Source organism: Ruegeria sp. BHSB056 (genome assembly GCF_059613305.1).
On sequence record NZ_JBXWSG010000001.1, the window covers coordinates 33,827 to 56,004 of the forward strand.

Genomic DNA, 22,178 nt, shown 5'->3' on the forward strand with positions numbered 1-22,178 from the left:
TTGGATCACACCATCATCTCTTTGGTGGCAGTCAGGTTCAGGGCGGGATAGTCCCGAACCACCCGGTCGATGTCCCATTGCAGCCGGGTCAGATATACAATGTCGCCGTCATGGTCGTGCGCGATGTGCTGCTTGTTTGCATTCACAAACTTTTCGACCTCGGCCTTGTCACCGCTGACCCAGCGGGCCGAGGTAAACTGAGACGCCTCGAAACGCACGGGCAGGCCGTATTCCATCTCGATCCGGCTGGCGAGCACTTCGAATTGCAACGCACCGACAACGCCGACGATAAAGCCCGAGCCAATCGAAGGTTTGAACACCTTTGCCGCGCCTTCTTCTGCAAACTGCATCAGGGCCTTTTCCAGATGCTTGGCCTTCATCGGATCACCCGCGCGGACGCCTTGCAGCAGTTCCGGCGCGAAAGAGGGGATGCCGGTGACGCGCAGCGCCTCGCCTTCGGTCAGCGTGTCACCGATGCGCAGCTGGCCGTGGTTGGGAATGCCGATGATATCTCCGGCCCAGGCCTCTTCTGCCAGTTCCCGGTCAGAGGCCAGAAACAGCACCGGGTTTGAAATTGCCATCGGCTTTTTCGACCGAACATGGGTCAGCTTCATGCCGCGCTTGAAATGGCCGGAGGCCATGCGCACAAACGCCACCCTGTCACGGTGCTTGGGGTCCATATTGGCCTGCACCTTGAAAACAAAGCCGGCGACCTTCTTTTCATCCGGCGAAATCTGGCGGGGTTCGGCTGATTGCACCTGCGGCTGCGGGCCGTAAGCGCCGATGCCTTCCATCAGTTCCTTAACGCCGAACGAATTGATGGCCGAGCCGAACCAAATCGGGGTCATGTGCCCTTCAAGCACCGCCTGCGGGTTCAGCGCGGGCAGCAACTCGCGCGCCATCTCAACCTCTTCCAGCAGCTTTTCCAGCAGATGTTCGGGTACGTGCTCTGCGAGTTTCGGGTCATCAAGCCCGTTAATTTCGATGCTCTCGGCCACCTTGTTGCGGTCGGCGCGGTCCATCAGCTCCAGCCGGTCGCGCAACATGTCGTAGCAGCCGATGAAATCACGACCTACGCCAATCGGCCATGCGGCGGGGGTGACGTCGATGGCCAGCATCTCCTGAATTTCGTCGATGATCTCAAACGTATCGCGGCTTTCGCGGTCCATCTTGTTACAGAAGGTCAGGATCGGCAGGTCGCGCAGGCGGCAGACCTCGAACAGCTTTTGCGTCTGGCTTTCGACACCCTTCGCACCGTCAATCACCATCACGGCTGCATCCACGGCCGTCAGCGTGCGGTAGGTATCTTCCGAGAAATCGCTGTGGCCGGGTGTATCCACCAGGTTGAACCGGAAGTTGCCATAGTCGAACGACATTGCAGACGCGGAAACCGAGATTCCGCGATCCTTCTCCATCTGCATGAAGTCCGAGCGTGTCCGCCGGGCCTCGCCCTTGGCGCGCACCTGACCAGCCATCTGAATGGCGCCCCCGTAAAGCAGGAACTTTTCAGTCAGCGTCGTTTTGCCCGCATCCGGGTGCGAGATAATGGCGAATGTCCGGCGACGGGCAATCTCGGGCGGCAGGGCAGGTTGGTTCGAGGTATCAAGCATGACCGCGCGTATAGGCGGGGAATCCTGCCGAAGCAAGACAAAGGGGGTGGTTCGAATCACAGGCTTGTGGTTATAAGAACATATAGTGAACAAATAATGGAGTAATTCGATGGATTTGAAAGAGATTGCCAATGAATTGGTGGCCGGCTGCCGTGAGGACCGCGCCAAGGAAAACCTTGAGAAATTGTATGCGCCAGACGCGGTTTCGGTCGAAGCAGTCGATTACTCAGGCATGGGGCGCGAAGTACAAGGGCGTGACGCGATCCGTGGCAAACATGAATGGTGGGAAGGAGCCCACGAGGTTTCTGGCGCTTCGGTCAGCGACCCGTTTGTGCACGGCGAAGACCGCTTTGCAGTGATTTTCGAAGTGCAGGGTAAGGTAAAGGAAACCGGCGAAGCCTTTGATATGCGGGAAGTGGGTGTCTATCACGTCGCAGATGGCAAGATCGTGCGAGAAGAGTTCTTCTACTGATCCCAAGCCATTTCTGGTCTTCCCTGTCTGGCCGATGCTAGACATGCGGCAATGACTGACAGGGAGGATCTGATGGACCTTGGACTAAAAGGAAAGCGCGCGCTGGTCTGTGCCAGCAGCAAAGGGCTGGGTTTGGGCTGTGCCGAGGCTTTGGCTGAGGCCGGCGTAAATCTTGTGATGAATGCGCGTGGTTCGGACGCTTTGGAGAGCGAGGCGGCACGCCTCAGGTCAGAGAATGGCGTTGAGGTACAAACAGTCGCGTGTGACGTGACGACTGCGGAAGGGCAGGCGCGGGTGATCGAAGCGGCGCAGGGCGTTGATATTCTTGTGACAAATGCTGGTGGACCGCCGCCGGGTTTATGGTCGGACTGGGAGCGTGATGATTTCATCAAGGCGCTGGATGCCAATATGTTGACCCCCATTGCGTTCATGAAGGCGCTGCTTCCTGGAATGATGGACAAAGGTTGGGGCCGGGTTGTGAACGTCACCTCGCAATCTGTGCGCGCGCCAATTGCGGTGCTGGGGCTTTCGAATGCAGCCCGCACGGGTTTGACCGGATATGTCGCGGGAACTTCACGCCAGGTTGCACCGCATGGCGTGACCATCAACAACCTGCTGCCCGGCATTCACGCGACGGATCGTGCAGATGCGCTGGACAGCGGTGTGGCTTCACAGCAAGGCATCTCGATCGAAGACGCACGCGCAAACCGTTCCGCAACCATTCCCGCGCGACGCTATGGAACCCGGCAGGAATTCGGGGCAGCCTGCGCGTTCCTGTGCTCTCAACATGCGGGGTTCATCGTTGGTCAGAACATTCTGCTGGATGGTGGCGCAACCAACTTGACGATGTGACCATGGCGCAAGGGTTTTCGTTGAAAGATCAGATGTTCAACGCTGAGAAAGTAAATTATCTCAGTGGTTTGTTTTCCGAGTCTCATGCAGAATTTGATGCCCCGGCATTCCGATCTGCGGTCATGTCGCGATTGCTGGATCTAGAGCTGAAGGATCGGATCATCTGGATCGCCACTTGCCTGCAACAGGCGGTGCCCGGTGACTTGCCTGCTGTTGCCCCGACGATCCTGCGCGCCTTGCCTGCGCCTTTGGACCCAACGAAAACGGATGACGATTTTGGCGATTTCATCTTTGCGCCGGTCGGTGAGTGGGTAGCGGCCATAGGCCTTGAGCATGTTGATCTGGCTTTGGACGTGATGGAGGAACTGACACAGAGGTTTTCCATGGAATGGGCGATCCGACCGTTCCTGAACCATGACCCGGACCGGGTGTTGCGGCGGATGCAGGATTGGTGCTCTCATGACAGTTACCACGTGCGCAGGTTGGTCAGCGAGGGGACGCGCCCCCGATTGCCATGGGGGCAGGCGGTCGCATTGGGTTTGCAGGACCCGCTGCCGTTGCTGGACAATTTGCACATGGATTCGACGCGGTATGTCACCCGGTCCGTATCCAATCACCTGAACGACATCACCAAGAAAGACCCGGATCTGGTATTGGATCGCCTGAAGGCGTGGCGCAATCAGGGTCATCAGGCTCAGGACGAACTGGACTGGATGACGTCACACACCCTGCGCGGACTTGTGAAAGCGGGGCATCCTGAAGCAATGAAGATGTTAGGCTATGACCCGGACGCGAAAATCGAGGTCGCGGTCAACCTGAACTCCGAAGCTCGAATTGGGGACGCTCTGGCCTTTTCGGTCACTTTGAAAGGGGCCGGAGAGCTGCCAGTTCTGGTTGACTATGTCATTCATTTTCAAAGACCTGGCGGGAAAATCTCAGCCAAGGTGCACAAGTTGAAGCAGGCGGCTTTGAAGAACGGGAAACTGACGCTGGAAAAACGCCACAAGTTGAAGGGTGACGCCACAACGTTCAAACTGGTCCCCGGCGCACATCGGCTTGAGGTTCAGGTGAATGGCAAAATTCGTGCGGGCGTGGACTTCGATCTGCTTGGGTAAAACCGCGCGGGACCACTCACGCTTTCGTCAAAAACGCCTTCGCCGGATTGCGAACTCCCGGCGCTTGCATTAGCTCGGACATGACCATTTGCGAGGGAAAAGCGCGATGAAACATGAATCGGTGCAGAACTATTACGGTGAAGTCCTGCAAAGCAGTGCTGACTTGCAGACCAATGCGTGCTGCACGCCCGACGACATGCCCGGTCATGTCAAAAAGATCCTTTCAAAGATTCATGACGACGTTCTGACTCGCTACTATGGCTGCGGTCTGATTGCCCCACTTGATCTGGAAGGCATGTCGATCCTCGATCTGGGGTGTGGGGCCGGGCGGGATGTATATGCCTTGTCCGCCATGGTCGGCGAGACGGGCCGGGTGGTGGGGGTCGACATGACGTCCGAACAATTGGACGTCGCCCGCGCGCATCAGGAGTATCACGCCCAAGCATTTGGATATGCCCGCAGCAATGTGGAGTTCCATCACGGCTATATCGAAAAACTGGATGAGCTTGATCTGGAACCCGGATCGTTCGATATCATCGTCTCGAACTGCGTGATCAACCTGGCCACGGATAAGAATGCGGTTCTGCGCGGCGCGCATCGGTTGTTGAAAAAGGGCGGAGAGATGTATTTCTCGGATGTCTATGCAGACCGCCGTATTCCGCAGGCGATGGCCGAAGACGAAGTTCTTTATGGCGAGTGCCTGTCCGGCGCGCTTTATTGGAATGATTTCCTGTCAATGGCTCGAACGGCCGGTTTCGGCGACCCGCGCCGCGTGACGCACCGTCCACTGACGATCGAAAATCCCGTACTGGAAGAGCGTGTTGCGCCATTGAAGTTCCTGTCCGCGACATACCGTCTGTTCAAGCTGCCAGCACTGGAACCGGCCTGTGAGGATTTTGGGCAAGCCGTGATCTACAAGGGGACCGTGCCGAGCGCACCGCATGAATTTGTTCTGGATGACCACCATGTTATCGAAGCTGGCAAGGTGTTTCCGGTTTGCGGCAACACCTGGATGATGCTGAAAGACACGCGATTTGCCCGTCACTTTGACTTTATCGGCGATTTTTCGACCCATTATGGCATTTTCGAAGGCTGTGGTGGCGAAAGCCCGTTTGAGGCCACGGGTGCATCTGTCGCTTCTGGCGGGTGTTGCTGATCCCTTGCACCTGAAGGGCGGGGTTGCTATCCCCGCTCAAGCCCGATGGATTTGATCGGGAAAGGCAACGGGGTCCATCGGTGACAGGTAACGCAATTCCGCCGCGTCTGGAAATTCGCAACATTATCCGTCGGTTTGAAGGCCGGGTTGTTGTGGATGATGTTTCGCTGACCGTTCAGGCAGGCAAGGTGACCTGTCTTCTAGGGCCGTCGGGCTGCGGGAAATCCACCACGTTGCGCATGATCGCCGGGGTCGAGATGCAGGACTCGGGTGAGATTTATGTTGATGGTAAGTTGATCTGCGACACCGTGTTCCGGGTGCCTCCGGAACGGCGCGAGATCGGTCTGATGTTTCAGGACTTTGCGCTGTTCCCGCATCTGAGCGTGGCCAATAACGTGGCCTTCGGCCTGAAGGGCAGCAAGGACGAAAAACGTGTCCGGGTCGAGGAGTTGTTGCGCAAAGTCGACCTGATGCGGTTTATCGACGGTTTCCCGCATCAACTATCGGGTGGCGAGCAACAACGCGTTGCGTTGGCGCGTGCGCTGGCGCCGCGCCCACGCATCATGCTGATGGACGAGCCGTTTTCCGGCCTCGACAACCGTTTGCGTGATGGTATCCGTGACGAAACGCTGGCCATTCTCAAGGAAGAAGATGCCGCCGTACTGTTGGTCACGCACGAGCCGGAAGAAGCGATGCGCATGGCCGACGAGATCGCCCTGATGCGGCGTGGCAAGATCGTGCAACAGGGCGCGCCCTATAACGTCTATACGCGTCCCGCAGACAAGGCAGCGGTATCTTTTTTCAGTGATGTCAACGTTTTACGGGCGCAAGTGAATGGCGCATTGGCGGACACGCCCTTTGGTCAGTTCCTGGCACCGGGCATTCCGAATGGTACGGATGTCGAGATCGTTTTTCGCCCTCAGCACATCAAGCTGGACTTTGACCGCAACGGCAAGGGGCCACTGCCGACGCCGACAGATGGTGTTGCGGCCCGTGGTGTCGTTGAACGTGCGCGATTTCTGGGCAATGAGAGTCTGGTAGAGTTCCGCATGGACTATGATGGTTCGATCCTAAAGGCGACGGTTCCGAACGTGTTTGTCCCCAACCCGGGCCGGGTCATGTGGCTGACCATCCGCCGCGACAGGTGCTTCGTTTTCCCCGAGACAAGGCGCTGATCCATCGATTTCCACCAAAGTGGTGCGCGAAATCCTCAGATTGGGGGACCACGTCGCTTGCCGCAACGCAGGCCCGGGTCTATCAAGAGCCAAACGCGGGGGTAAATCGGGCACATGCGAATTCTTCTGACCAATGATGACGGGATCAATGCGCCGGGCTTGATCACGCTTGAGGCGATTGCGGCCGAGCTGGCCGGACCGGATGGAGAGGTCTGGGTGGTCGCGCCCGCGTTTGAACAGTCTGGGGTTGGGCATTGCATCAGCTACACGCATCCGATGATGGTCGCCAAGCTGGGAGAGCGTCGCTTTGCCGCCGAAGGATCGCCTGCCGACTGTGTTTTGGCAGGGCTTCACGATGTTATGTTGGATACCCCTCCCGATCTGGTTCTGTCCGGCGTGAACAGGGGTAATAACTCTGCCGAAAACACGTTGTATTCCGGTACGATCGGTGGCGCGATGGAGGCGGCATTGCAGGGCGTCCCGGCGATTGCTCTGTCGCAATATTTTGGCCCCCGCAACCTGGGCGTTGACGACCCGTTCGAGGCAGCCGCTCGGTATGGTGCAGAACTGGTGCGCCGGATTCTGGACGCAACTCCGGCAGAACAAGGTGATTACCGGCTGTTCTATAATGTGAATTTTCCCCCGGTTCCGGCAGCCGAAGTGCTGGGCACGCGGATTGCGGCGCAGGGGTTTCGACGCGACACACGGTTTTCAGTCGAACCGCACAGTTCGCCTTCGGGGCGGCGGTTCCTTTGGATCAAGGGTGGCTATCAGCACAATCCGACCGCACCCGGGACGGATGCGGCTGTCAATCTGGAAGGCTATATCTCGGTGACGCCGATGCGCGCCGACCTGACTGCACATGACATGCTGGAGGCATTGAAGGCGGTCGAATGAGCGGACTGGACCCGGAAACCGTAATGCAATTCCTGTTTGCCCTGCGCAAACGGGGGGTCACGGATGCGCGCGTGCTGGCTGCGATGGAGCAGGTGGACCGCGGTCGCTTTGTCACCGGCCTGTTTGCAGGGCGTGCTTACGAGGACATGCCGCTGCCGATTTCCTGCGGTCAGACGATCAGTCAACCCTCGGTCGTTGGCCTGATGACGCAGGCCCTGAACGTGAGGCCCCGGGACACGGTGCTCGAGATTGGGACAGGTTCAGGTTATCAGGCAGCGATCCTGTCCAAGCTGGCCCGCCGGGTCTACACAGTGGAACGCCACAGGCGGTTGGTGAGCGAAACAAGCAAGCTGTTTGCCGACCTGGGCCTGACGAATATCACGTCGATGTTGTCGGATGGGTCATTTGGCCTGCCGGAACAAGCCCCTTTTGACCGGATCATTGTCACAGCCGCAGCCGAGGATCCTCCGGGCCCGCTCTTGGCGCAGCTGAAAATCGGGGGTATTATGGTTCTACCCGTAGGCCAGTCGGACGCGGTGCAGCAGCTGATCAAAGTGACGCGCACCGAAGATGGTCTGAACTATGACGAATTAACGTCTGTCCGTTTCGTGCCCCTTCTGGAGGGGCTTGGAAAGGACGAGGCGTAATAGGCTTAAAGAATTGGTCGCCGGAACTCCGGGCAACAGGGGCAGGCGTTGAGGACAGAATTATGAGAGCAGTATCCAAATCAGCAATGCACCGCTGTGCGACCGGGGTGGCCGCTATGGCCATTCTGGCCGGGTGCGAGGGGCCTCTGGATTATGACCTTCGCGGGCAGATCGGTGGATTTTCGACCACCAATGCAGCGCAATCCGCAACGGCATCCCGCCCGACACCGGACAGCCGGGGTGTCATTACCTATCCGAATTATCAGGTGGTCGTGGCCCGCCGCGGCGATACGGTGCGGGACGTGGCTGCGCGGGTTGGCCTGCCCGAGGGCGAGCTTTCGCGCTTCAACGGCCTGCAGACAACGGACACGCTGAGAGAGGGTGAGGTTCTTGCATTGCCACGCACTGTTGGTGCTGGCAGCGGCGTGGACATCGCGTCGGTTGCCGGGTCTGCAATTGACCAGGTGCCGGCGTCGGGTTCGGTTCAGACCACAACACTGGAACCCGCGAAACAGGCAGCAACACCCGCGCCGATTTCAACAGGACCGGAGCCGGTCAGGCACAAGGTCAAGCGGGGTGAGACTGCCTATACGATTTCGCGCCTCTACCAGGTTCCGGTTGAATCGCTGGCGGAATGGAACGGGCTGGGATCAGATTTTACCGTGCGTGAAGGTCAATACTTGTTGATTCCGGTCAAGAACCAACCAGCGCCCCGGCAAAATGCGGCTAGTGCCGCGCCCGTTCCTGCCACAGAGGTGACGGAACCGGGGCAGGGTTCTCCGACGCCGACACCACCCAGCGCTACGCAGCCCTTGCCGGACGAAAAAATCGAGCCTCTGGCCGAGGCCCCCGACGTAACCGCCGAAGCGCCAACCAATACGCGCACAACTGCGCTGTCCCTGCCGGTTGGCGGCACTATCATTCGCGGCTATGACAAGGGCAAGAATGAGGGCATCGACATTGCTGCTGCTCCGGGTACGTCGGTTACAGCTGCCGAAGCCGGTACGGTCGCGGCGATCACCGCGGACGCGGATCAGGTGCCGATCATTGTGGTCAAGCACAACAACGATCTTCTGACTGTCTATGCAAATGTCGACAAGATCACTGTCAAGAAAGGCGATAAGGTACGCCGTGGCCAGAAGCTGGCGCAACTGCGGGGCGGCGACAATGCCTATGTGCATTTCGAAGTCCGCAAAGGGTTCGAGTCCGTAGACCCGGAACCTTATCTGAAGTGAGACTAGATGGCCCGTACCGGGCCATGCCTTCGGCGAGAGTATTTCTGAAAAGATGAAGCCTGTCAGACGTACGGGTCATAGTCGCTCAGGCGCTTTCCGGGTTCGTCGGCGAAGATCTCCGGAAGGGGTGAAACAGCTTCGATCAGGTCAATTCGAAAAACACGAAATCCGTTGCGCTGCTCGCACCAGGCGGTAAGGGTCCAGACCCGCCCCCAGTATTCCATATGGAGCGGACGGATGATGCGTTCTGTCAAAACACCGTCAATGCGACGATAGGACAGGTGAAGTTTCTGACGAGATTTGATGGCTGCACGGATCGGGGCCATATGGGCAAGGCCCCTTGCGGCATCGGCAAACGGGTAGACCGCGAATTTCCAGCTGTCCGCCTCGGCCACGACCTGCGTTGGCAAAACAGCGTCGATCTTGTCGGCAAGCGATTGTGCGGCTGCTTTCAGGTCAGTATCCGCAGCCTCGGCCACGATGGCCATGCCAAGGTTCAGCGCCTCAAGCTCGGCTGGGGTCAGGTTCAACGGGGGCAGGGTGATCTGCTCGCGCACCATGTAGCCGACACCGCGCTCTCCCTCGACCGGAACGCCCGAGGCCACCAGCGTATCCATGTCGCGATAGATGGTGCGGACCGACACCTCAAGCCGGTCCGCAATGTCCTGCGCGCGGTGCAGTTTGCCGTCGCGCAGGATCTGGATGATATCGAACAGGCGGTCAGTGCGGCGCATGACGCGCCATTCTGACTGCGTTTAGGCAGTCATGTTCCATAATACTTTCTCGTGACGCATCTGGATGCTATCTGGATTGATGACCGCCATCATGCCTGCTGCACATTCCTGTTGCGGAAATTGCGCAGCAGCGTCCTGTGCCGCCTTCAAATCGGTCCAGACAACATAGTCGGTCCAGCGACCATCTTCGCCCTGGCTAAGCTGCCGATGGGCAAATCCCGGAGCGCTGCGCACAAAGGCCTCAGAGGCCTGACTGAGTTTCACGAACTCTTCCGGGGTGGTGCCATTGGCCAGCGTGAAGGTGACGATTTCAGCAACGTGGGTCATTTATTTCTCCATTGACCTTGTTTCGATGCCAAAGTCTTAGCGGACAGCAACTGACATAAACCTGTCAGTTGGAAATTGCGACCCCTTAGATTTCACGCGTTTGCTACAATTTTCGCCAGCAAATCGGAGCAGATCCCTTTTGAGACCGGCGATCGAGGCGTAAAGACTGAGTCAGTTGATGTTCCCGGCGCGCAAACGTGCCGACGAAAAAGGAGAAAAGACATGCTCAACAATATCGGCCTTCCTGGCCTGCTGCTGATCGCCGTTGTGGTTCTGGTTCTGTTCGGACGCGGCAAGATCAGTTCGCTCATGGGCGAAGTCGGCAAAGGCATCACTGCGTTCAAGAAGGGCGTGAAGGACGGTTCGGAAGAGCTGGAAAAGGACGCCTCTGAACTGGCCAAGGACGTCACACCTGAAACCGAGAAAGACAAGGCGTAAGCACGGATGTTTGATCTGGGCTGGACCGAGCTTCTGGTCATCGGCATCGTTGCCCTGATCGTTGTGGGGCCAAAGGACCTGCCGGTGCTGTTCCGCAATGTCGGACGTTTTGTCGGCAAGGCGCGTGGAATGGCGCGCGAATTCAGCAGCGCCATGAACGAGGCTGCCGATCAGGCCGGTGTGAATGAGATCAAGAAAGGTCTCAACGCTGCCGTGAACCCTGTGGGATCGGCCATGGACGGTGTCAAGCAAGCCGCGCAGGAGATGGCGAAAAGCATCGATCCGACAAAGTTCGACCCTGACAGCGAAACGGGTAAACTGGCGGCCGAGCGGGCCGAGCAGGCCAAAAAGGTTCAGGCGTCAGCCGCCCGTGCCACCGCCGAGCGCAAGGCCAAGGAAGCAGCCGATGCACTGGCCAAGGCAGAAGAGGCCGAAGCCGCGTTGAACACTGAAAGCAAGACATGAGCAAAACCGACGAGATTGACGATTCTTCGGCCCCGTTGATCGAACATCTGGCCGAACTGCGCACACGGCTGATCCATAGCGTTGTGGCGTTTCTGGTCGGTATGATCATCTGTTTTTCAGTGGCGACGCCGATCTTTAATTTCCTGACCAATCCCCTGTGTGACGTTCTGGCCGAGCGCGGGCAGGATTGTGGCCTGATTTTCATCTCGCCACAGGAAGGGTTCTTTGTTGCGATCAAGGTTTCCCTATTGGGTGGGTTCATTCTGGCATTTCCCTATATCGGGATGCAGATGTGGCGCTTTGTAGCACCGGGCCTCTACAAGTCCGAGAAAAACGCGTTCCTTCCTTTCATGCTGGCTTCGCCCTTTATGTTTCTCCTGGGCGCAAGCTTTGCCTTCTACGTCGTCACGCCTCTGGCCTATGACTTTTTTCTCGGGTTCCAGCAATTCGGGGCTGAGGGTGAAGCCGTGGCCGACGGGGTCAACGCGGCACCGCTGAGTGTGGTGTTCCAGGGCTCAGCCCAGGAATATCTGAACCTGACGATCAAGTTCATCGTGGCCTTTGGATTATGTTTCCAACTGCCGGTTCTCCTGACTCTCATGGGGAAGGCTGGACTGGTCAGTGCCGAGGGGCTGGGCGCTGTTCGGAAATATGCGGTGGTCGGAATTCTGGTTCTGGCCGCAGTCGTCACACCACCGGATGTCATCACACAAATCATTCTGTTTGTGGTGGTCTACGGCCTGTACGAGATTTCGATCTTCCTGGTCGCGCGAGTAGAAAAGAAACGCGAGGACCAGTTGCGCGCTGACGGTTATTACGATGATGAAGCGGAAGCGGATGATGACCTGATGCAGGAATTCGAAGACGACAAGTAAATCTGCCGACGAAAACAAAAGGGCGCGCCATCCATGGGCGCGCCTTTTTCTTTTGAAACTCTTGTTGTGCCAATTGGAACGTGCTTTGAACCCCTCAAGACAAAACCGGAGGCCCATATGGACGACCAAGCCCTGAACCGTATCGCCGAGGCGTTGGAACGCATGGCACCGGCTCCTTTGGCGGCACCTGATTTCGCCGCTGCTCCGGCTTTTGTGTGGCATGTCGAACCGGATCGACTGGAACCTGTTGCGCATGTCAACCGGGTCGATCTGGACCTCTTGGTCGGCATCAATCGCTCTCGCGACACGTTGTTGGACAACACGCGCCGGTTTGCAGCAGGTTACAAGGCAAATAACGCGCTACTCTGGGGGGCGCGGGGGATGGGAAAGTCCAGCCTTGTGAAGGCCGTGCACGGCTCTCTGAGCGTTGAGTACGCTGACCTTAAGCTGGTCGAACTGCAGCGCGAGGATATGGGCACGGTCGCGCGGCTGCTGAACCATCTGCGCGCCGCGCCCTACAGGTTCATACTGTTTTGCGATGACCTGTCGTTCAGCCACGATGACCAGCACTATAAATCCCTCAAGGCTGTTCTGGACGGTGGTATTGAAGGCAGGCCAGAGAATGTGGTCTTCTATGCCACTTCAAACCGCCGTCATCTGATGCCACGGGATATGATCGAAAACGAACGCTCCAGCGCCATCAATCCTTCCGAGGCGGTCGAAGAAAAAGTCTCGCTGTCGGATCGCTTCGGTCTGTGGCTTGGGTTCCATCCCTGCGTTCAGGACGAGTATCTGGCGATGATCGACCGCTATTGCGCCGCCTATGGCGTTTCAGTTGATGCAGAGACCCTGCGCGCCGAGGCAATTGAGTGGCAGGCCACGCGCGGGTCGCGCTCTGGCCGTGTCGCCTGGCAATTCTTCGTCGATCTGGCCGGGCGCAACGGCGTTCATATCACCTGATCCCGGCTTCACCTGGCTGTAAATATCCCCGCCAGAGGCATGGCCCGTCAGGGCCATTTCCTAAAGCAGCGCCAGAATCCGCGCGGCTTCATCCTTGGTGCTGTTCAACACGCTCCGGTCTTCCCCGGGATGAAACCGTGCGCGGACGGCCGTGGGCATTGGCGCGGGCTCGACAACCGAAACCCGCGGGCCGGTGCGTTCGGTCTCGACGGCCCAGCTGCGGGCCAGAGCCATCTGCGCGGCCTTGGTGGCACCGTAGATGCCATAAAACTTCTCGCCAGCTTTCGGATCGTCAAAGAACACCGCATGGCCACTCTCGCCCAGAAGGGGTGAGACATAGGGGATTAGAACCGAGGTCGCGTTTGCATTTGTGTTGATCGCCTTGGCCCATTCCTTGGGGTCAACAAAATGCACCGGTGTCAGTGCTGATGTGTGGATGGCTGTGTGCATCCACAGGTCGACCTTACCCCAACGGTCATGGATGCCACGACACAGGGTCGCCATGGCGTTTGGATCGGTGATGTCCATGGGGGCCAAGGTGGCTGACCCGCCCTTCGCCTTGATTCGATCGTCCAGCTCTTCCAGTCCGCCGGTGGTCCGGGCGACGGCGACGATATGGTATTCAGGTGCCAGCGCTTCGGCCAGCGCAGCGCCCAACCCGCGAGAGGCCCCGGTGATAAGGGCGATTTTTGTCTGATCGGTCATGGCTGCGGTTTGAACCCCCGCGCGAAGGGCGTCAAGTCGCGATTAGCTTCCGGGAATGGCGATCCGCTTGGTCTGGCCGCTTTGTCGCAGCATGATGCCCTGTTCGTCGATTGCTATCACTGTACCCGAGGCGACACGGCTTCCGGGTTCAACCTCTTTTACGCGGCCCGATGACAGGCGTACCAAGGCGTGCAGTTCGGTTTTGGGCCCGAACACTCCCAGGACAGAAACGGAGTTCTTGTTCAACGCGCCCTGCTGCGTGGCCGCGCTTTTGACATTGGTGTTTGACATGGTCCGTGGCCCGGCGCGAGATCCGAACCCCTTTTTTCGAGTGAGTGGTTGCCGCCCGTTAACAAAACGATCAGCTAAGAAAAAGACCCTCACAGACACGGCGCTTCACGAGGTAGCGACCTTTTTGTTAGTCCTTGTGATCGTGCAGGATTCGCCGCCGGGTTGTGGCAGATTTCCACTCATCAGTTGATCAGCACAAGTGAGAGTCGCTTTGAACGGGGCTGCCCTATCTGCATGTCGAACGGTTCGAATCGCCGTCCGAACAAAAACAGTACATGCCCTCAGTGGGCTAGGTCTTTCAGCCTGAGGCCAGTTTGGCCGCATTCCAGGACCCGCCCGGAACCTGCATATCCGCGCGTTTCTGACTGACACGGCTGCTGTTTTCCAGACTGTCCAGATAATCCGCGCTGACGCTGCCAGTAATGTAATTGCCGTCAAAGCAGGAGCAATCAAATCCCTGAATGTCCGGGTTGCCTTCCTGGGCGGCCCAAATCAGGTCCTCCAGATGCTGATAGAACAGCGCATCAGCGCCCAGCTCTTCACGGATCTCTTCGATCTCTTTGCCATTTGCGATCAGTTCGGCCTTGGTCGGCATGTCGATGCCATAGACATTGGGGTATTTGACCGGCGGCGAGGCGCTGGCCACATAAACCTTTTTGGCCCCGGCGTCGCGGCACATCTGAACGATCTTTTTGATGGTATTGCCGCGCACTATGGAATCGTCAATCAACAGAACGCTGTGGCCTTCGAATTCCAGCGGAACTGCGTTCAGCTTGCGGCGGACGGATTTCTGTCGCTCGGCCTGACCCGGCATGATGAAGGTACGCCCCACATAGCGGTTCTTCACCAACCCCTCGCGATAGGGGATGCCGGTGATTTTTGCCGCTTCCAGTGCCACGGGGCGGGCGCTGTCGGGTACGGGAATGATCCGGTCGATTTCCAGGCCTGAGTCCTGAATTTGTTTCGCCAGCGTCTGTCCCATACGCATCTGGGTTTTATAAACCGAGACACCGTCCAGCAGTGAATCCGGACGCGCCAGATACACATACTCGAAGATACAGGGCGTCAGCTTACCTTCGACCGCCTGAAACTCGTGCATGTTGCCTTTCAGGTCGATCAGGATGGCCTCGCCCGGGCGCAGATCGCGCAGCTTTTCAAAACTGTTGATACCAAAGGCCACGTCTTCCGAAGCAAAGGCATAATCGTCCCCCTGACCGTCGACATCGCGTTTTGCGACCGAAAGGGGCCGAATGCCAAATGGGTCGCGGAACGCCAGCATGCCAACACCTGCCACCAGACAGATGACTGAATAGGCGCCCTGAACCCGCTCCATCGTCATCTTCACACCGGCAAAGATGTTTCGGATCGGGTCCGAATTGCCGTTCACCTTGATGGCGTCAGCCACTTTGTCGGCCAGCACGTTCAGCAGGATTTCCGAATCCGATGTGGTGCGCAGGTGGCGGCTGTATTTCCCGGTCACTTTCTCGCGCTGCTCCGCTGTGTTGGTGATGTTGCCGTTGTGAACAAGATAGATACCGTAGGGTGCGTTCACGAAGAAAGGTTGCGCTTCGGCCGCGCTGAGTGATCCGGCCGTTGGATAGCGAACATGCCCCATGCCGATATGACCCAAAAGGGTTTCAGCATCCTGGGCGTTGAACACGTCCTTGACCAAACCATTGGCTTTCTTTTCCCGGAAGAATTCGCCGTTGTAAGTCACGATCCCCGAGGCATCCTGACCCCGGTGCTGCAACATCAGCAGCCCGTCATAGATCTCAGCAAAGACATCATGTGTCCGGCTTGCGATTCCTAAAATCCCACACATTCAAGGGGCTCCAACTTCTATGACGATTTCATTCGAGGATTGGCCGCAGTTCGGCACCGGACTTTCTGCATCTTCAGCGCGGAACTGTTCGCTACACAGGAACAAGACGCCGTTAGGGCGACCATCACTGCGATCAGCGCGCATTCATACAGAAAGGACAAGATCGGTGGCTCCGATTCCGTGGCGGGTTGGCCCCCACATAATGCCTATTGGCGTGGCTGTCATCAAAGGATCACAATAGCCAAATGCCGCAGGCCAAGTTTACGCATGTCGACTTAGAAAAACGAAGATGGTGACATGTGCAAACATATGTGCTGTCATGCATTTGATTGCATACATTAACTGCTAAAACTCAGCACCTCGGGGGGACCTGAATGTGGCAACATAAACCTCCTCACAAGAACCAGGAACGGATCAGGCAGCGGTGTCATCGTTGCAGGGGACTGGGGCGCGCATCGTGCCAGATCTGTAACGGAGCGGGCGAGGTCGCCAAAAGCAGAGATATCTTTGGAAAACCGATTTTCAGTCGATGTGACGGATGCTTTGGGTTGAAAACAATCCGCTGTACCGTGTGCGGTGGTGAGGGGTTTGTCTGATCAGCAACAAAAAAAGCCCGGCAGGGCCGGGCTTTCATGAATTGTTAATCTGCCTCTATCAGCCGTTGGAAGGTGCAGTTGTTGCCGGTTCAGCGTTTCCTGCCGTGCAACTGGCGACCAGCTGTTCATACTGAGTCGTAACCCACCCCAGAGCCGCCTCGGGGTTTTGTTCCTCAATCTGGCCGCTGAACTGTTCAAACACCTTGGCCGACCGGCTTTCATCAACAATTGTGTAAGACTGGCCGGTCATCACGGTGTCGTAAACGAAGAATGCGATCGCAACCAGAAGAATGCCACGAGCGATGCCGAAGAACAGCCCCAGAGCCTGATCCAGACCGCCAAGGGCCGAGCGCTGGACCAGTGATGAAAACAGCGGTGTGAAGATACTGACCACGATCAGCGCCACCGCAAAGACCGCTGCAAACCCGGTGATCACGGACAGTTCGCAACTGTCACGCAGGAAATCTCCGACGACCGGGATTTCCTTGACCAGAGGTACAGCCTGCGGGGCGAAGATGAACGCCAGTACGGCCGCCGCAACCCAACCCGCGATGGCCAGAATTTCGCGCATGAACCCACGCGAGTAGGCCAGCAAGCCTGACAGCACGATGATCAGGGCAACCACCCCGTCGATTATTGTAAAACCTTCCATGGCCCTCGCCTGTTCTTTTCTGCCCCTCAAGGCGCGACTTTAACCTGCTCCGAAGGTTTCGCCAACAAACCCCACCAAATCAGAGGGCCGGGTGAGTGTCAGACCTGCCACAGTACCGGTTTTGCCACCTGCCGGAGCAATTGCTGCTGTGAAACCAAGTTTTTGTGCTTCTTTCAACCTGTTTTCTGTCTGCGGAGCCGGTCTAAGTGCCCCGGATAGCGAGATTTCCCCGAAAACGACGGTGTCTGAGGGCAGGGCCGTGTCCTCGCGTGCGCTCATCAATGCAGCAGCAACGGCCAGATCGGCGGCGGGTTCACTGACTTTCAATCCACCGGCCACGTTCAGATAGACGTCGAGACCCGCAAAGGGAATGCCGCAACGCGCTTCGAGAACGGCAAGGATCATCGCCAGCCGCCCGCTGTCCCATCCCACCACTGTCCGGCGTGGTTGTGAATGGGGGGACGGGGCGACAAGGGCCTGCAATTCGACCAGAACCGGCCGTGTGCCCTCAATCCCGGCAAAGACCGCAGAGCCAGGGCTGGGCGTACCACGTTCCGACAGGAACAAGGCCGAGGGGTTGGTGACCTGCGCAAGCCCTTTGCCTGTCATCTCGAATACGCCAATTTCGTCGGCGGGACCAAAGCGGTTCTTGACTGCCCGCAGAATTCGAAACTGATGGCCGCGCTCGCCCTCGAAATACAGCACCGTATCAACCATGTGTTCGACAACACGGGGCCCTGCGATCTGGCCTTCCTTGGTGACGTGCCCGACCATGATGATCGACACACCATGCCGTTTCGCAAAGGCGGTCAATTCATGAGCAGCCGCCCGGACTTGCGACACGGACCCCGGCGCGCTGTCGACATTGTCCGCCCACATGGTCTGGATCGAGTCAATGATCGCCAGACCGGGTTTCTCGGCTTCAAGCGTGGTGAGAATGTCGCGTAGGTTGGTTTCGGCAGCAAGTTGCACCGGAGCGTTCTCCAGCCCAAGGCGGCGCGCCCGCATGCGAACCTGCGCACTGGCTTCTTCACCCGAGACATAGATCGTCTTGACGCCAGCACGGGCAAATCGGGCAGCCGCTTGCAGCAGCAGGGTGGATTTACCGATGCCGGGGTCGCCGCCCACCAACAGGGCAGATGCGGGAACAAGCCCGCCGCCAAGCACCCGGTCCAGCTCTTCCACTCCGCAGAGTGTGCGGGGTGGTGGCTTTTCCTCGGTCGACAGATCGGTGAGCGTCATCGACCGCCCGCGTTTTGAACCCAGCGATTTCTTGGCTGGGCCTGCCGACAGAGGTACGTCCTGGATGATCGAGTTCCACTCGCCGCACCCGTCGCAGCGGCCCGACCAGCGGGAATGGGATGCGCCGCAGGCGGAGCAGGAGAAGGTTGGTTTTGCCATGACGTCTTGGTGCCCGAGGACGGGCGGTTCTTCAAGCCCTTGCTGGGCTTTCCTCGTCGTCAGCGCCCTATGTCCGAGCGATGGATTTGCATTGGCGTTCGGTGAGAATGCCCAAAGCGATGGAGGTAAGGATGCAGGTGGTGAACAGGTAAAGACCCCATGCGGTCTCAACAGTGGCGTAAGAAATACCTTTGGCCAGCGTGATGTAAAGCGCGATCAGGAAGATATCTGCCATAGCCAGCTTGCCTAGGATGTTGAGTGCAGGCTGCACACGGGCATCTAGCAGGTTCCACTGTATCAGGGCGGTGCCAATGGTTTTGATGTAGGGCGCGAAAAGGGCGAAGATGGTGACGACCAGCGCAAGGAAGATGTCGGATTTCCAAAGCGACTGGAGGCCGGTGATGACGCTGATTTCGCTGAGACCAAAGATCGGCAGGAACCCCGCGCGCATCAGCGGGGCGAACCATGCGATGGGATAGAAAACCAAAAGTGACAGTGTTGCGAAACGCAATATCATGGCGGCCAACGCTATTAAGTGTGACCGCCTGACATTACGGTGTTGGACCGTGGGTTCAAGGATGCTTGTTCAAAAGCTTATCCTGCGCGCTTCATACGAGCCATCAGGTTGGTTTTAAGAATGAACTGATGGAACAAGGCAGCCAGAAAATGCAAGACAATCAGAACAAGCATTAGCGTTTTCAGGATTTCATGCACTTCGGCGGACGCTGCTATCCCACCAAACCAGGCCAGGGCGCCTGAGGCGGGCACCAGCACCATCAACGCATAAAGTGAGAAGTGCGTGATATGTGCGGCGAGCTTCATCGCGGCTGTTTCTTTTTCCGGTAGCGGCGGCGCGCCGCGGGTCAGACGTAGTGCAATCCGCCAAATCGCGAGAGCAAGGACAAGCAATCCTCCGAATACATGAAGAGCAACTGGAGCTTGAAAAGAGACAGGCAATCCGCGTTCGAATTGATCCCAGGCTTCAGACATCGGCTCGTGAAAGAGAAATTGAATTGCGATCAGGACGAAAATGACCCAGTGAAGGGCGATTTGCGCGCGAGAATACGAATTGGGCATGGGGAAGCTCCGACAAACTTTAACGTTGCTCTGGTTTAACGCAAAACTGTCAGATCTCCGTCGATGATTTTTGAATTATTTGTCCAGCATCACTGCTATCACCGCACCGCCTCAATCGGCCCCATAGCGCTCCCACTGATGAACTGCTCCACATAGGGATCACCCGAGGCATCCATCTGGCTGACAGGGCCGGTCCACTGGATCACACCTCCGTGCAGCATGGCCACGTTGTCGGCAATCGCGCGGACGGAACTCATGTCGTGGGTGATGGTCATCGCGGTGGCGCCCATCTCGGTCACAATCTCGCGGATCAGGTCGTTGATGACGCCGGACATGATCGGATCGAGGCCGGTGGTGGGTTCGTCAAAAAAGATAATCTCAGGCTCGGCGGCGATGGCGCGGGCAAGGCCCACGCGTTTTTGCATCCCGCCTGACAGTTCTGCCGGAAAACGGTCGGCCACGTCGGATTTCAGGCCCACGCGGCGCAGTTTTTCGATGGCGATCTCGCGCGCTTCCTCGGTTGGACGTTTCAAGGATCCACGCAGCAGGCGAAAGGCGACGTTCTGCCAGACGGTCAGCGAGTCGAACAGAGCACCGCCCTGAAACAACATTCCAAACCTGGCCAGAAACGCATCCCTGTCACCGGATTGTGCATCTTTGCCGTCCACGTAGATCACGCCACTGTCAGGGTGGATCAAGCCCAGAATGCACTTCAATGCCACCGACTTGCCGGTGCCCGAGCCGCCAATGATCACCATTGAGGTGCCTTTGGGAATCTCAAGGTTCATGCCTTGCAACACACGGTTGTCGCCAAAGGCTTTATGTACGTTCTCCATCCGGATCATAGCGAGAAGAACACCCCCGTGAGAACAAAGTTTGCGGCGAGGATCAACACGGCTGCGGCCTCGACCGAGCCTTTGGTTGCGCGGCCGACGCCCTGTGCGCCGCGGCCCGAGTTCATGCCGTAATAGCAGCCCATGATAGCCGCGATCACACCAAAGGCTGCGCCCTTGACCAGAGACGATACAATGTCGCGCATCTCGAGGAAATCGACGGTGTTTTTCAGATAGGCCGCCGGGTTGAAGCCCAGGTTCTGCGTGGCGACAGTGTACCCGCCCGCAATCCCGATAACGTCACCCACCGCGACCAGCGCAGGTACGGTGATCAGGGCGGCTAGCACACGCGGAGCAGTAAGATACTTCATTGGGTGGGTCGACAGCGTGACCAGAGCGTCGATTTGCTCGGTCACTTTCATCGTGGCGATCTCGGCCGCGATGGACGAGGTCACGCGCGCGGCGATCATCAGGCCGACCAGCACCGGGCCAAGCTCTCGCACCATGCCGATGGCGACAATCTGGGGCACGACGGCTTCGGCGTTGAACCGCGCACCGCCCGCATAGATTTGCAAGGCCAGCGCGCCGCCGGTGAAAATGGCGGTCAGGCCGACGACGGGCAGGGACAGCCAGCCGATATTCAGCAGGGCCATCCCGAATTCGCGCGGATAGAAGGGTGGGCGCAGGATGTGCGACGCTGCATCAAGCGCAAACAGGGCCACCCGGCCAAAGGCCGCAAGCAGGCCCAGCACGGTGCGGCCCAGCCCCCCCAGCGCGCTGATTGGGTTCATTCCACGTAGCCCCGCGAATAGCGATTGCCCATTGATGTCAGGATTTCATAGCCAATTGTACCAGCAGCCTCGGCCAGATCATCAACGGTTTGATGACCGTTGAGAATGCGCAGGCGCTCCGGGTCTTTCGGCAGGTCCGTGACGTCCACGGTGATCAGGTCCATTGAGATACGTCCAACAACCGGGCAGGGTTGGTCGCCCGCAAATGTGTCGATGCCGCCGCCAATGGCGCGATGCAGGCCATCTGCATAGCCGGCAGCAACGGTGGCGATCCGGGACGGCCGTCGCGCCACCCAGGTGTTTCCATAACCCACGGTCTCGCCCACGGCCAACTTGCGCACCTGAATGACCGGAAGGTCAACGGTTACGACAGGCTTTGCACCGGCAAAGGGCATTCCGCCATAAAGACCGATACCCGGGCGGCAGAAATCGAAATGAAACTCAGGCCCCAAAAGCATCCCGCCCGTCGCCGCCAGAGAACGCGGCGCAGCGACCCCATCAGTCATCTCGCGGAAGGTTTTCAGTTGTTGCTGGTTCATCGGGTGTTCCGGCTCGTCCGAGCAGGCCAGATGAGACATGATGAGCGCAGGGTTCAAGGCTTCGACTTTGGAACGCAACTCAGCCCAGTCAGCAGGTTCAAGACCAAGCCGGTTCATACCACTGTCCAGTTGGATACCAAACGGGTGGTCGGGCAGGGCTTCTGTATGGCGTTGAAACTGTTCTGGCGAGTTGATCAGCGGTATCAGGTCGTTGCCGCGCAGCAGATCGGCATCGCCTTCCATATGTCCCGAAAAAACGAAAATCATCGGGCCGGGGCCAACTGCCTCGCGAACGGTTGTGCCTTCTTCTGCGGCAGCCACGAAAAACTTGCGAACACCTTCTTCTGCCAAAGTGTCGCTGACAGGTCCTGCGCCCAGCCCATAGGCATCTGCCTTGACCACGGCGCCGGTTTCGACTCCGGTTTTCGCGTCGAGTGTCCGCCAGTTTCTGGCGAGGGCCTGAAGATTGATCGTCAAACGTGCAGTACTCATGGGACTGTTCATGACATTGCG

Annotated in this window: 25 protein-coding genes; 12 read left to right on the forward strand and 13 right to left on the reverse strand. The window is 58.0% G+C overall.

Features of this window, described 5'->3' with window-relative positions:
• Window positions 1–5 precede the first annotated feature (5 nt).
• Complete coding sequence (locus AC2FND_RS00190) at window positions 6–1,610, reverse strand: peptide chain release factor 3 (RefSeq protein WP_209503717.1); 1,605 nt, start codon at window positions 1,608–1,610, stop codon at window positions 6–8.
• 109 nt (window positions 1,611–1,719) lie between these two features.
• Between AC2FND_RS00190 and AC2FND_RS00195 the strand changes: the two genes are divergently transcribed.
• The 8 genes from AC2FND_RS00195 to AC2FND_RS00230 all read left to right on the forward strand — a co-directional run bounded on the left by AC2FND_RS00195 (window position 1,720) and on the right by AC2FND_RS00230 (window position 9,159).
• Window positions 1,720–2,082: a SnoaL-like domain-containing protein gene (locus AC2FND_RS00195; RefSeq protein WP_480480611.1), complete on the forward strand. Its 363-nt coding sequence runs from the start codon at window positions 1,720–1,722 to the stop codon at window positions 2,080–2,082.
• A gap of 72 nt (window positions 2,083–2,154) precedes the next feature.
• The gene (locus tag AC2FND_RS00200) at window positions 2,155–2,934 is read left to right on the forward strand and encodes an SDR family oxidoreductase (protein ID WP_496767210.1); all 780 of its coding nucleotides are present in this window, start codon (window positions 2,155–2,157) and stop codon (window positions 2,932–2,934) included.
• A 2-nt stretch (window positions 2,935–2,936) separates the two neighbouring features.
• Entirely contained in the window at window positions 2,937–4,049 is a 1,113-nt protein-coding gene (locus AC2FND_RS00205) for a YhaZ family DNA alkylation repair protein (protein WP_496767211.1), read from the forward strand.
• Window positions 4,050–4,155: 106 nt separating this feature from the next.
• Window positions 4,156–5,205 (forward strand): methyltransferase domain-containing protein, encoded by a 1,050-nt coding sequence (locus tag AC2FND_RS00210; RefSeq protein ID WP_496767213.1) that lies wholly within the window; start codon window positions 4,156–4,158, stop codon window positions 5,203–5,205.
• 107 nt (window positions 5,206–5,312) lie between these two features.
• Window positions 5,313–6,380, forward strand: a complete 1,068-nt coding sequence (locus AC2FND_RS00215; protein ID WP_245220451.1) for an ABC transporter ATP-binding protein — start codon at window positions 5,313–5,315, stop codon at window positions 6,378–6,380.
• Between the two features lie 114 nt (window positions 6,381–6,494).
• Window positions 6,495–7,277: a 5'/3'-nucleotidase SurE gene (surE, locus tag AC2FND_RS00220; RefSeq protein ID WP_480772795.1), complete on the forward strand. Its 783-nt coding sequence runs from the start codon at window positions 6,495–6,497 to the stop codon at window positions 7,275–7,277.
• Entirely contained in the window at window positions 7,274–7,924 is a 651-nt protein-coding gene (locus tag AC2FND_RS00225) for a protein-L-isoaspartate(D-aspartate) O-methyltransferase (RefSeq protein ID WP_496767215.1), read from the forward strand. The genes surE and AC2FND_RS00225 overlap by 4 nt, the downstream gene beginning before the upstream one ends.
• A 62-nt stretch (window positions 7,925–7,986) precedes the next feature.
• Window positions 7,987–9,159 carry a peptidoglycan DD-metalloendopeptidase family protein gene (locus AC2FND_RS00230; RefSeq protein WP_496767216.1) on the forward strand — a complete coding sequence of 391 codons (1,173 nt, stop codon included), beginning with the start codon at window positions 7,987–7,989 and terminating at the stop codon, window positions 9,157–9,159.
• Window positions 9,160–9,221: 62 nt separating this feature from the next.
• On the opposite strand, the gene AC2FND_RS00235 is transcribed toward AC2FND_RS00230, so the two are convergent.
• Both AC2FND_RS00235 and AC2FND_RS00240 read right to left on the reverse strand, forming a co-directional pair.
• The gene (locus AC2FND_RS00235) at window positions 9,222–9,893 is read right to left on the reverse strand and encodes a helix-turn-helix transcriptional regulator (protein ID WP_480919665.1); all 672 of its coding nucleotides are present in this window, start codon (window positions 9,891–9,893) and stop codon (window positions 9,222–9,224) included.
• Between the two features lie 21 nt (window positions 9,894–9,914).
• Window positions 9,915–10,220: a hypothetical protein gene (locus AC2FND_RS00240; protein ID WP_209503726.1), complete on the reverse strand. Its 306-nt coding sequence runs from the start codon at window positions 10,218–10,220 to the stop codon at window positions 9,915–9,917.
• A gap of 222 nt (window positions 10,221–10,442) precedes the next feature.
• Here AC2FND_RS00240 and AC2FND_RS00245 point away from each other — a divergent pair, with 222 nt between their 5' ends.
• The 4 genes from AC2FND_RS00245 to AC2FND_RS00260 all read left to right on the forward strand — a co-directional run bounded on the left by AC2FND_RS00245 (window position 10,443) and on the right by AC2FND_RS00260 (window position 12,958).
• Window positions 10,443–10,658 (forward strand): twin-arginine translocase TatA/TatE family subunit, encoded by a 216-nt coding sequence (locus AC2FND_RS00245; RefSeq protein WP_209503727.1) that lies wholly within the window; start codon window positions 10,443–10,445, stop codon window positions 10,656–10,658.
• A gap of 6 nt (window positions 10,659–10,664) precedes the next feature.
• Window positions 10,665–11,123, forward strand: a complete 459-nt coding sequence (gene tatB / locus AC2FND_RS00250) for a Sec-independent protein translocase protein TatB (protein WP_267364187.1) — start codon at window positions 10,665–10,667, stop codon at window positions 11,121–11,123.
• Window positions 11,120–11,998 (forward strand): twin-arginine translocase subunit TatC, encoded by an 879-nt coding sequence (gene tatC, locus AC2FND_RS00255; RefSeq protein WP_267364186.1) that lies wholly within the window; start codon window positions 11,120–11,122, stop codon window positions 11,996–11,998. The genes tatB and tatC overlap by 4 nt, the downstream gene beginning before the upstream one ends.
• A gap of 117 nt (window positions 11,999–12,115) precedes the next feature.
• Entirely contained in the window at window positions 12,116–12,958 is an 843-nt protein-coding gene (locus AC2FND_RS00260; protein WP_496767219.1) for an ATP-binding protein, read from the forward strand.
• A 60-nt stretch (window positions 12,959–13,018) separates the two neighbouring features.
• Here AC2FND_RS00260 and AC2FND_RS00265 read toward each other — a convergent pair whose 3' ends face one another.
• From AC2FND_RS00265 to alr, 10 genes are all read right to left on the reverse strand, one after another.
• The gene (locus AC2FND_RS00265; RefSeq protein WP_267364183.1) at window positions 13,019–13,663 is read right to left on the reverse strand and encodes an SDR family NAD(P)-dependent oxidoreductase; all 645 of its coding nucleotides are present in this window, start codon (window positions 13,661–13,663) and stop codon (window positions 13,019–13,021) included.
• Between the two features lie 42 nt (window positions 13,664–13,705).
• Complete coding sequence (locus AC2FND_RS00270; RefSeq protein ID WP_209503732.1) at window positions 13,706–13,954, reverse strand: hypothetical protein; 249 nt, start codon at window positions 13,952–13,954, stop codon at window positions 13,706–13,708.
• Between the two features lie 298 nt (window positions 13,955–14,252).
• Window positions 14,253–15,776 (reverse strand): amidophosphoribosyltransferase, encoded by a 1,524-nt coding sequence (gene purF / locus AC2FND_RS00275; RefSeq protein ID WP_496767221.1) that lies wholly within the window; start codon window positions 15,774–15,776, stop codon window positions 14,253–14,255.
• 654 nt (window positions 15,777–16,430) lie between these two features.
• Window positions 16,431–17,024, reverse strand: coding sequence for a CvpA family protein (locus tag AC2FND_RS00280; RefSeq protein ID WP_496767223.1), 594 nt, complete (start codon window positions 17,022–17,024; stop codon window positions 16,431–16,433).
• A 39-nt stretch (window positions 17,025–17,063) separates the two neighbouring features.
• Complete coding sequence (gene radA / locus AC2FND_RS00285) at window positions 17,064–18,425, reverse strand: DNA repair protein RadA (RefSeq protein WP_496767224.1); 1,362 nt, start codon at window positions 18,423–18,425, stop codon at window positions 17,064–17,066.
• A 67-nt stretch (window positions 18,426–18,492) separates the two neighbouring features.
• The gene (locus AC2FND_RS00290) at window positions 18,493–18,942 is read right to left on the reverse strand and encodes a paraquat-inducible protein A (RefSeq protein ID WP_496767226.1); all 450 of its coding nucleotides are present in this window, start codon (window positions 18,940–18,942) and stop codon (window positions 18,493–18,495) included.
• A gap of 77 nt (window positions 18,943–19,019) precedes the next feature.
• The gene (locus tag AC2FND_RS00295) at window positions 19,020–19,502 is read right to left on the reverse strand and encodes a cytochrome b (protein ID WP_480480635.1); all 483 of its coding nucleotides are present in this window, start codon (window positions 19,500–19,502) and stop codon (window positions 19,020–19,022) included.
• Window positions 19,503–19,600: 98 nt separating this feature from the next.
• Window positions 19,601–20,347 carry an ABC transporter ATP-binding protein gene (locus AC2FND_RS00300; protein WP_496767228.1) on the reverse strand — a complete coding sequence of 249 codons (747 nt, stop codon included), beginning with the start codon at window positions 20,345–20,347 and terminating at the stop codon, window positions 19,601–19,603.
• On the reverse strand, window positions 20,344–21,126 hold the full coding sequence (locus AC2FND_RS00305) for an MlaE family ABC transporter permease (protein WP_480480639.1): 783 nt from the start codon (window positions 21,124–21,126) through the stop codon (window positions 20,344–20,346). The genes AC2FND_RS00300 and AC2FND_RS00305 overlap by 4 nt, the downstream gene beginning before the upstream one ends.
• Window positions 21,123–22,157, reverse strand: a complete 1,035-nt coding sequence (gene alr / locus AC2FND_RS00310) for an alanine racemase (protein WP_496767231.1) — start codon at window positions 22,155–22,157, stop codon at window positions 21,123–21,125. Before alr ends, AC2FND_RS00305 begins: the two co-directional genes overlap by 4 nt.
• Window positions 22,158–22,178 lie beyond the last annotated feature (21 nt).

What these genes read in the sequence shown, in the direction of transcription:
- AC2FND_RS00190 (WP_209503717.1), bottom strand. Translation starts at nt 1,610, where the DNA reads ATGCTTGATACCTCGAACCAACCTGCCCTGCCGCCCGAGATTGCCCGT.
- AC2FND_RS00195 (WP_480480611.1), top strand. Translation starts at nt 1,720, where the DNA reads ATGGATTTGAAAGAGATTGCCAATGAATTGGTGGCCGGCTGCCGTGAG.
- AC2FND_RS00200 (WP_496767210.1), top strand. Translation starts at nt 2,155, where the DNA reads ATGGACCTTGGACTAAAAGGAAAGCGCGCGCTGGTCTGTGCCAGCAGC.
- AC2FND_RS00205 (WP_496767211.1), top strand. Translation starts at nt 2,937, where the DNA reads ATGGCGCAAGGGTTTTCGTTGAAAGATCAGATGTTCAACGCTGAGAAA.
- AC2FND_RS00210 (WP_496767213.1), top strand. Translation starts at nt 4,156, where the DNA reads ATGAAACATGAATCGGTGCAGAACTATTACGGTGAAGTCCTGCAAAGC.
- surE (WP_480772795.1), top strand. Translation starts at nt 6,495, where the DNA reads ATGCGAATTCTTCTGACCAATGATGACGGGATCAATGCGCCGGGCTTG.
- AC2FND_RS00225 (WP_496767215.1), top strand. Translation starts at nt 7,274, where the DNA reads ATGAGCGGACTGGACCCGGAAACCGTAATGCAATTCCTGTTTGCCCTG.
- AC2FND_RS00230 (WP_496767216.1), top strand. Translation starts at nt 7,987, where the DNA reads ATGAGAGCAGTATCCAAATCAGCAATGCACCGCTGTGCGACCGGGGTG.
- AC2FND_RS00235 (WP_480919665.1), bottom strand. Translation starts at nt 9,893, where the DNA reads ATGCGCCGCACTGACCGCCTGTTCGATATCATCCAGATCCTGCGCGAC.
- AC2FND_RS00240 (WP_209503726.1), bottom strand. Translation starts at nt 10,220, where the DNA reads ATGACCCACGTTGCTGAAATCGTCACCTTCACGCTGGCCAATGGCACC.
- AC2FND_RS00245 (WP_209503727.1), top strand. Translation starts at nt 10,443, where the DNA reads ATGCTCAACAATATCGGCCTTCCTGGCCTGCTGCTGATCGCCGTTGTG.
- tatB (WP_267364187.1), top strand. Translation starts at nt 10,665, where the DNA reads ATGTTTGATCTGGGCTGGACCGAGCTTCTGGTCATCGGCATCGTTGCC.
- tatC (WP_267364186.1), top strand. Translation starts at nt 11,120, where the DNA reads ATGAGCAAAACCGACGAGATTGACGATTCTTCGGCCCCGTTGATCGAA.
- AC2FND_RS00260 (WP_496767219.1), top strand. Translation starts at nt 12,116, where the DNA reads ATGGACGACCAAGCCCTGAACCGTATCGCCGAGGCGTTGGAACGCATG.
- AC2FND_RS00265 (WP_267364183.1), bottom strand. Translation starts at nt 13,663, where the DNA reads ATGACCGATCAGACAAAAATCGCCCTTATCACCGGGGCCTCTCGCGGG.
- AC2FND_RS00270 (WP_209503732.1), bottom strand. Translation starts at nt 13,954, where the DNA reads ATGTCAAACACCAATGTCAAAAGCGCGGCCACGCAGCAGGGCGCGTTG.
- purF (WP_496767221.1), bottom strand. Translation starts at nt 15,776, where the DNA reads ATGTGTGGGATTTTAGGAATCGCAAGCCGGACACATGATGTCTTTGCT.
- AC2FND_RS00280 (WP_496767223.1), bottom strand. Translation starts at nt 17,024, where the DNA reads ATGGAAGGTTTTACAATAATCGACGGGGTGGTTGCCCTGATCATCGTG.
- radA (WP_496767224.1), bottom strand. Translation starts at nt 18,425, where the DNA reads ATGGCAAAACCAACCTTCTCCTGCTCCGCCTGCGGCGCATCCCATTCC.
- AC2FND_RS00290 (WP_496767226.1), bottom strand. Translation starts at nt 18,942, where the DNA reads ATGATATTGCGTTTCGCAACACTGTCACTTTTGGTTTTCTATCCCATC.
- AC2FND_RS00295 (WP_480480635.1), bottom strand. Translation starts at nt 19,502, where the DNA reads ATGCCCAATTCGTATTCTCGCGCGCAAATCGCCCTTCACTGGGTCATT.
- AC2FND_RS00300 (WP_496767228.1), bottom strand. Translation starts at nt 20,347, where the DNA reads ATGATCCGGATGGAGAACGTACATAAAGCCTTTGGCGACAACCGTGTG.
- AC2FND_RS00305 (WP_480480639.1), bottom strand. Translation starts at nt 21,126, where the DNA reads ATGAACCCAATCAGCGCGCTGGGGGGGCTGGGCCGCACCGTGCTGGGC.
- alr (WP_496767231.1), bottom strand. Translation starts at nt 22,157, where the DNA reads ATGAGTACTGCACGTTTGACGATCAATCTTCAGGCCCTCGCCAGAAAC.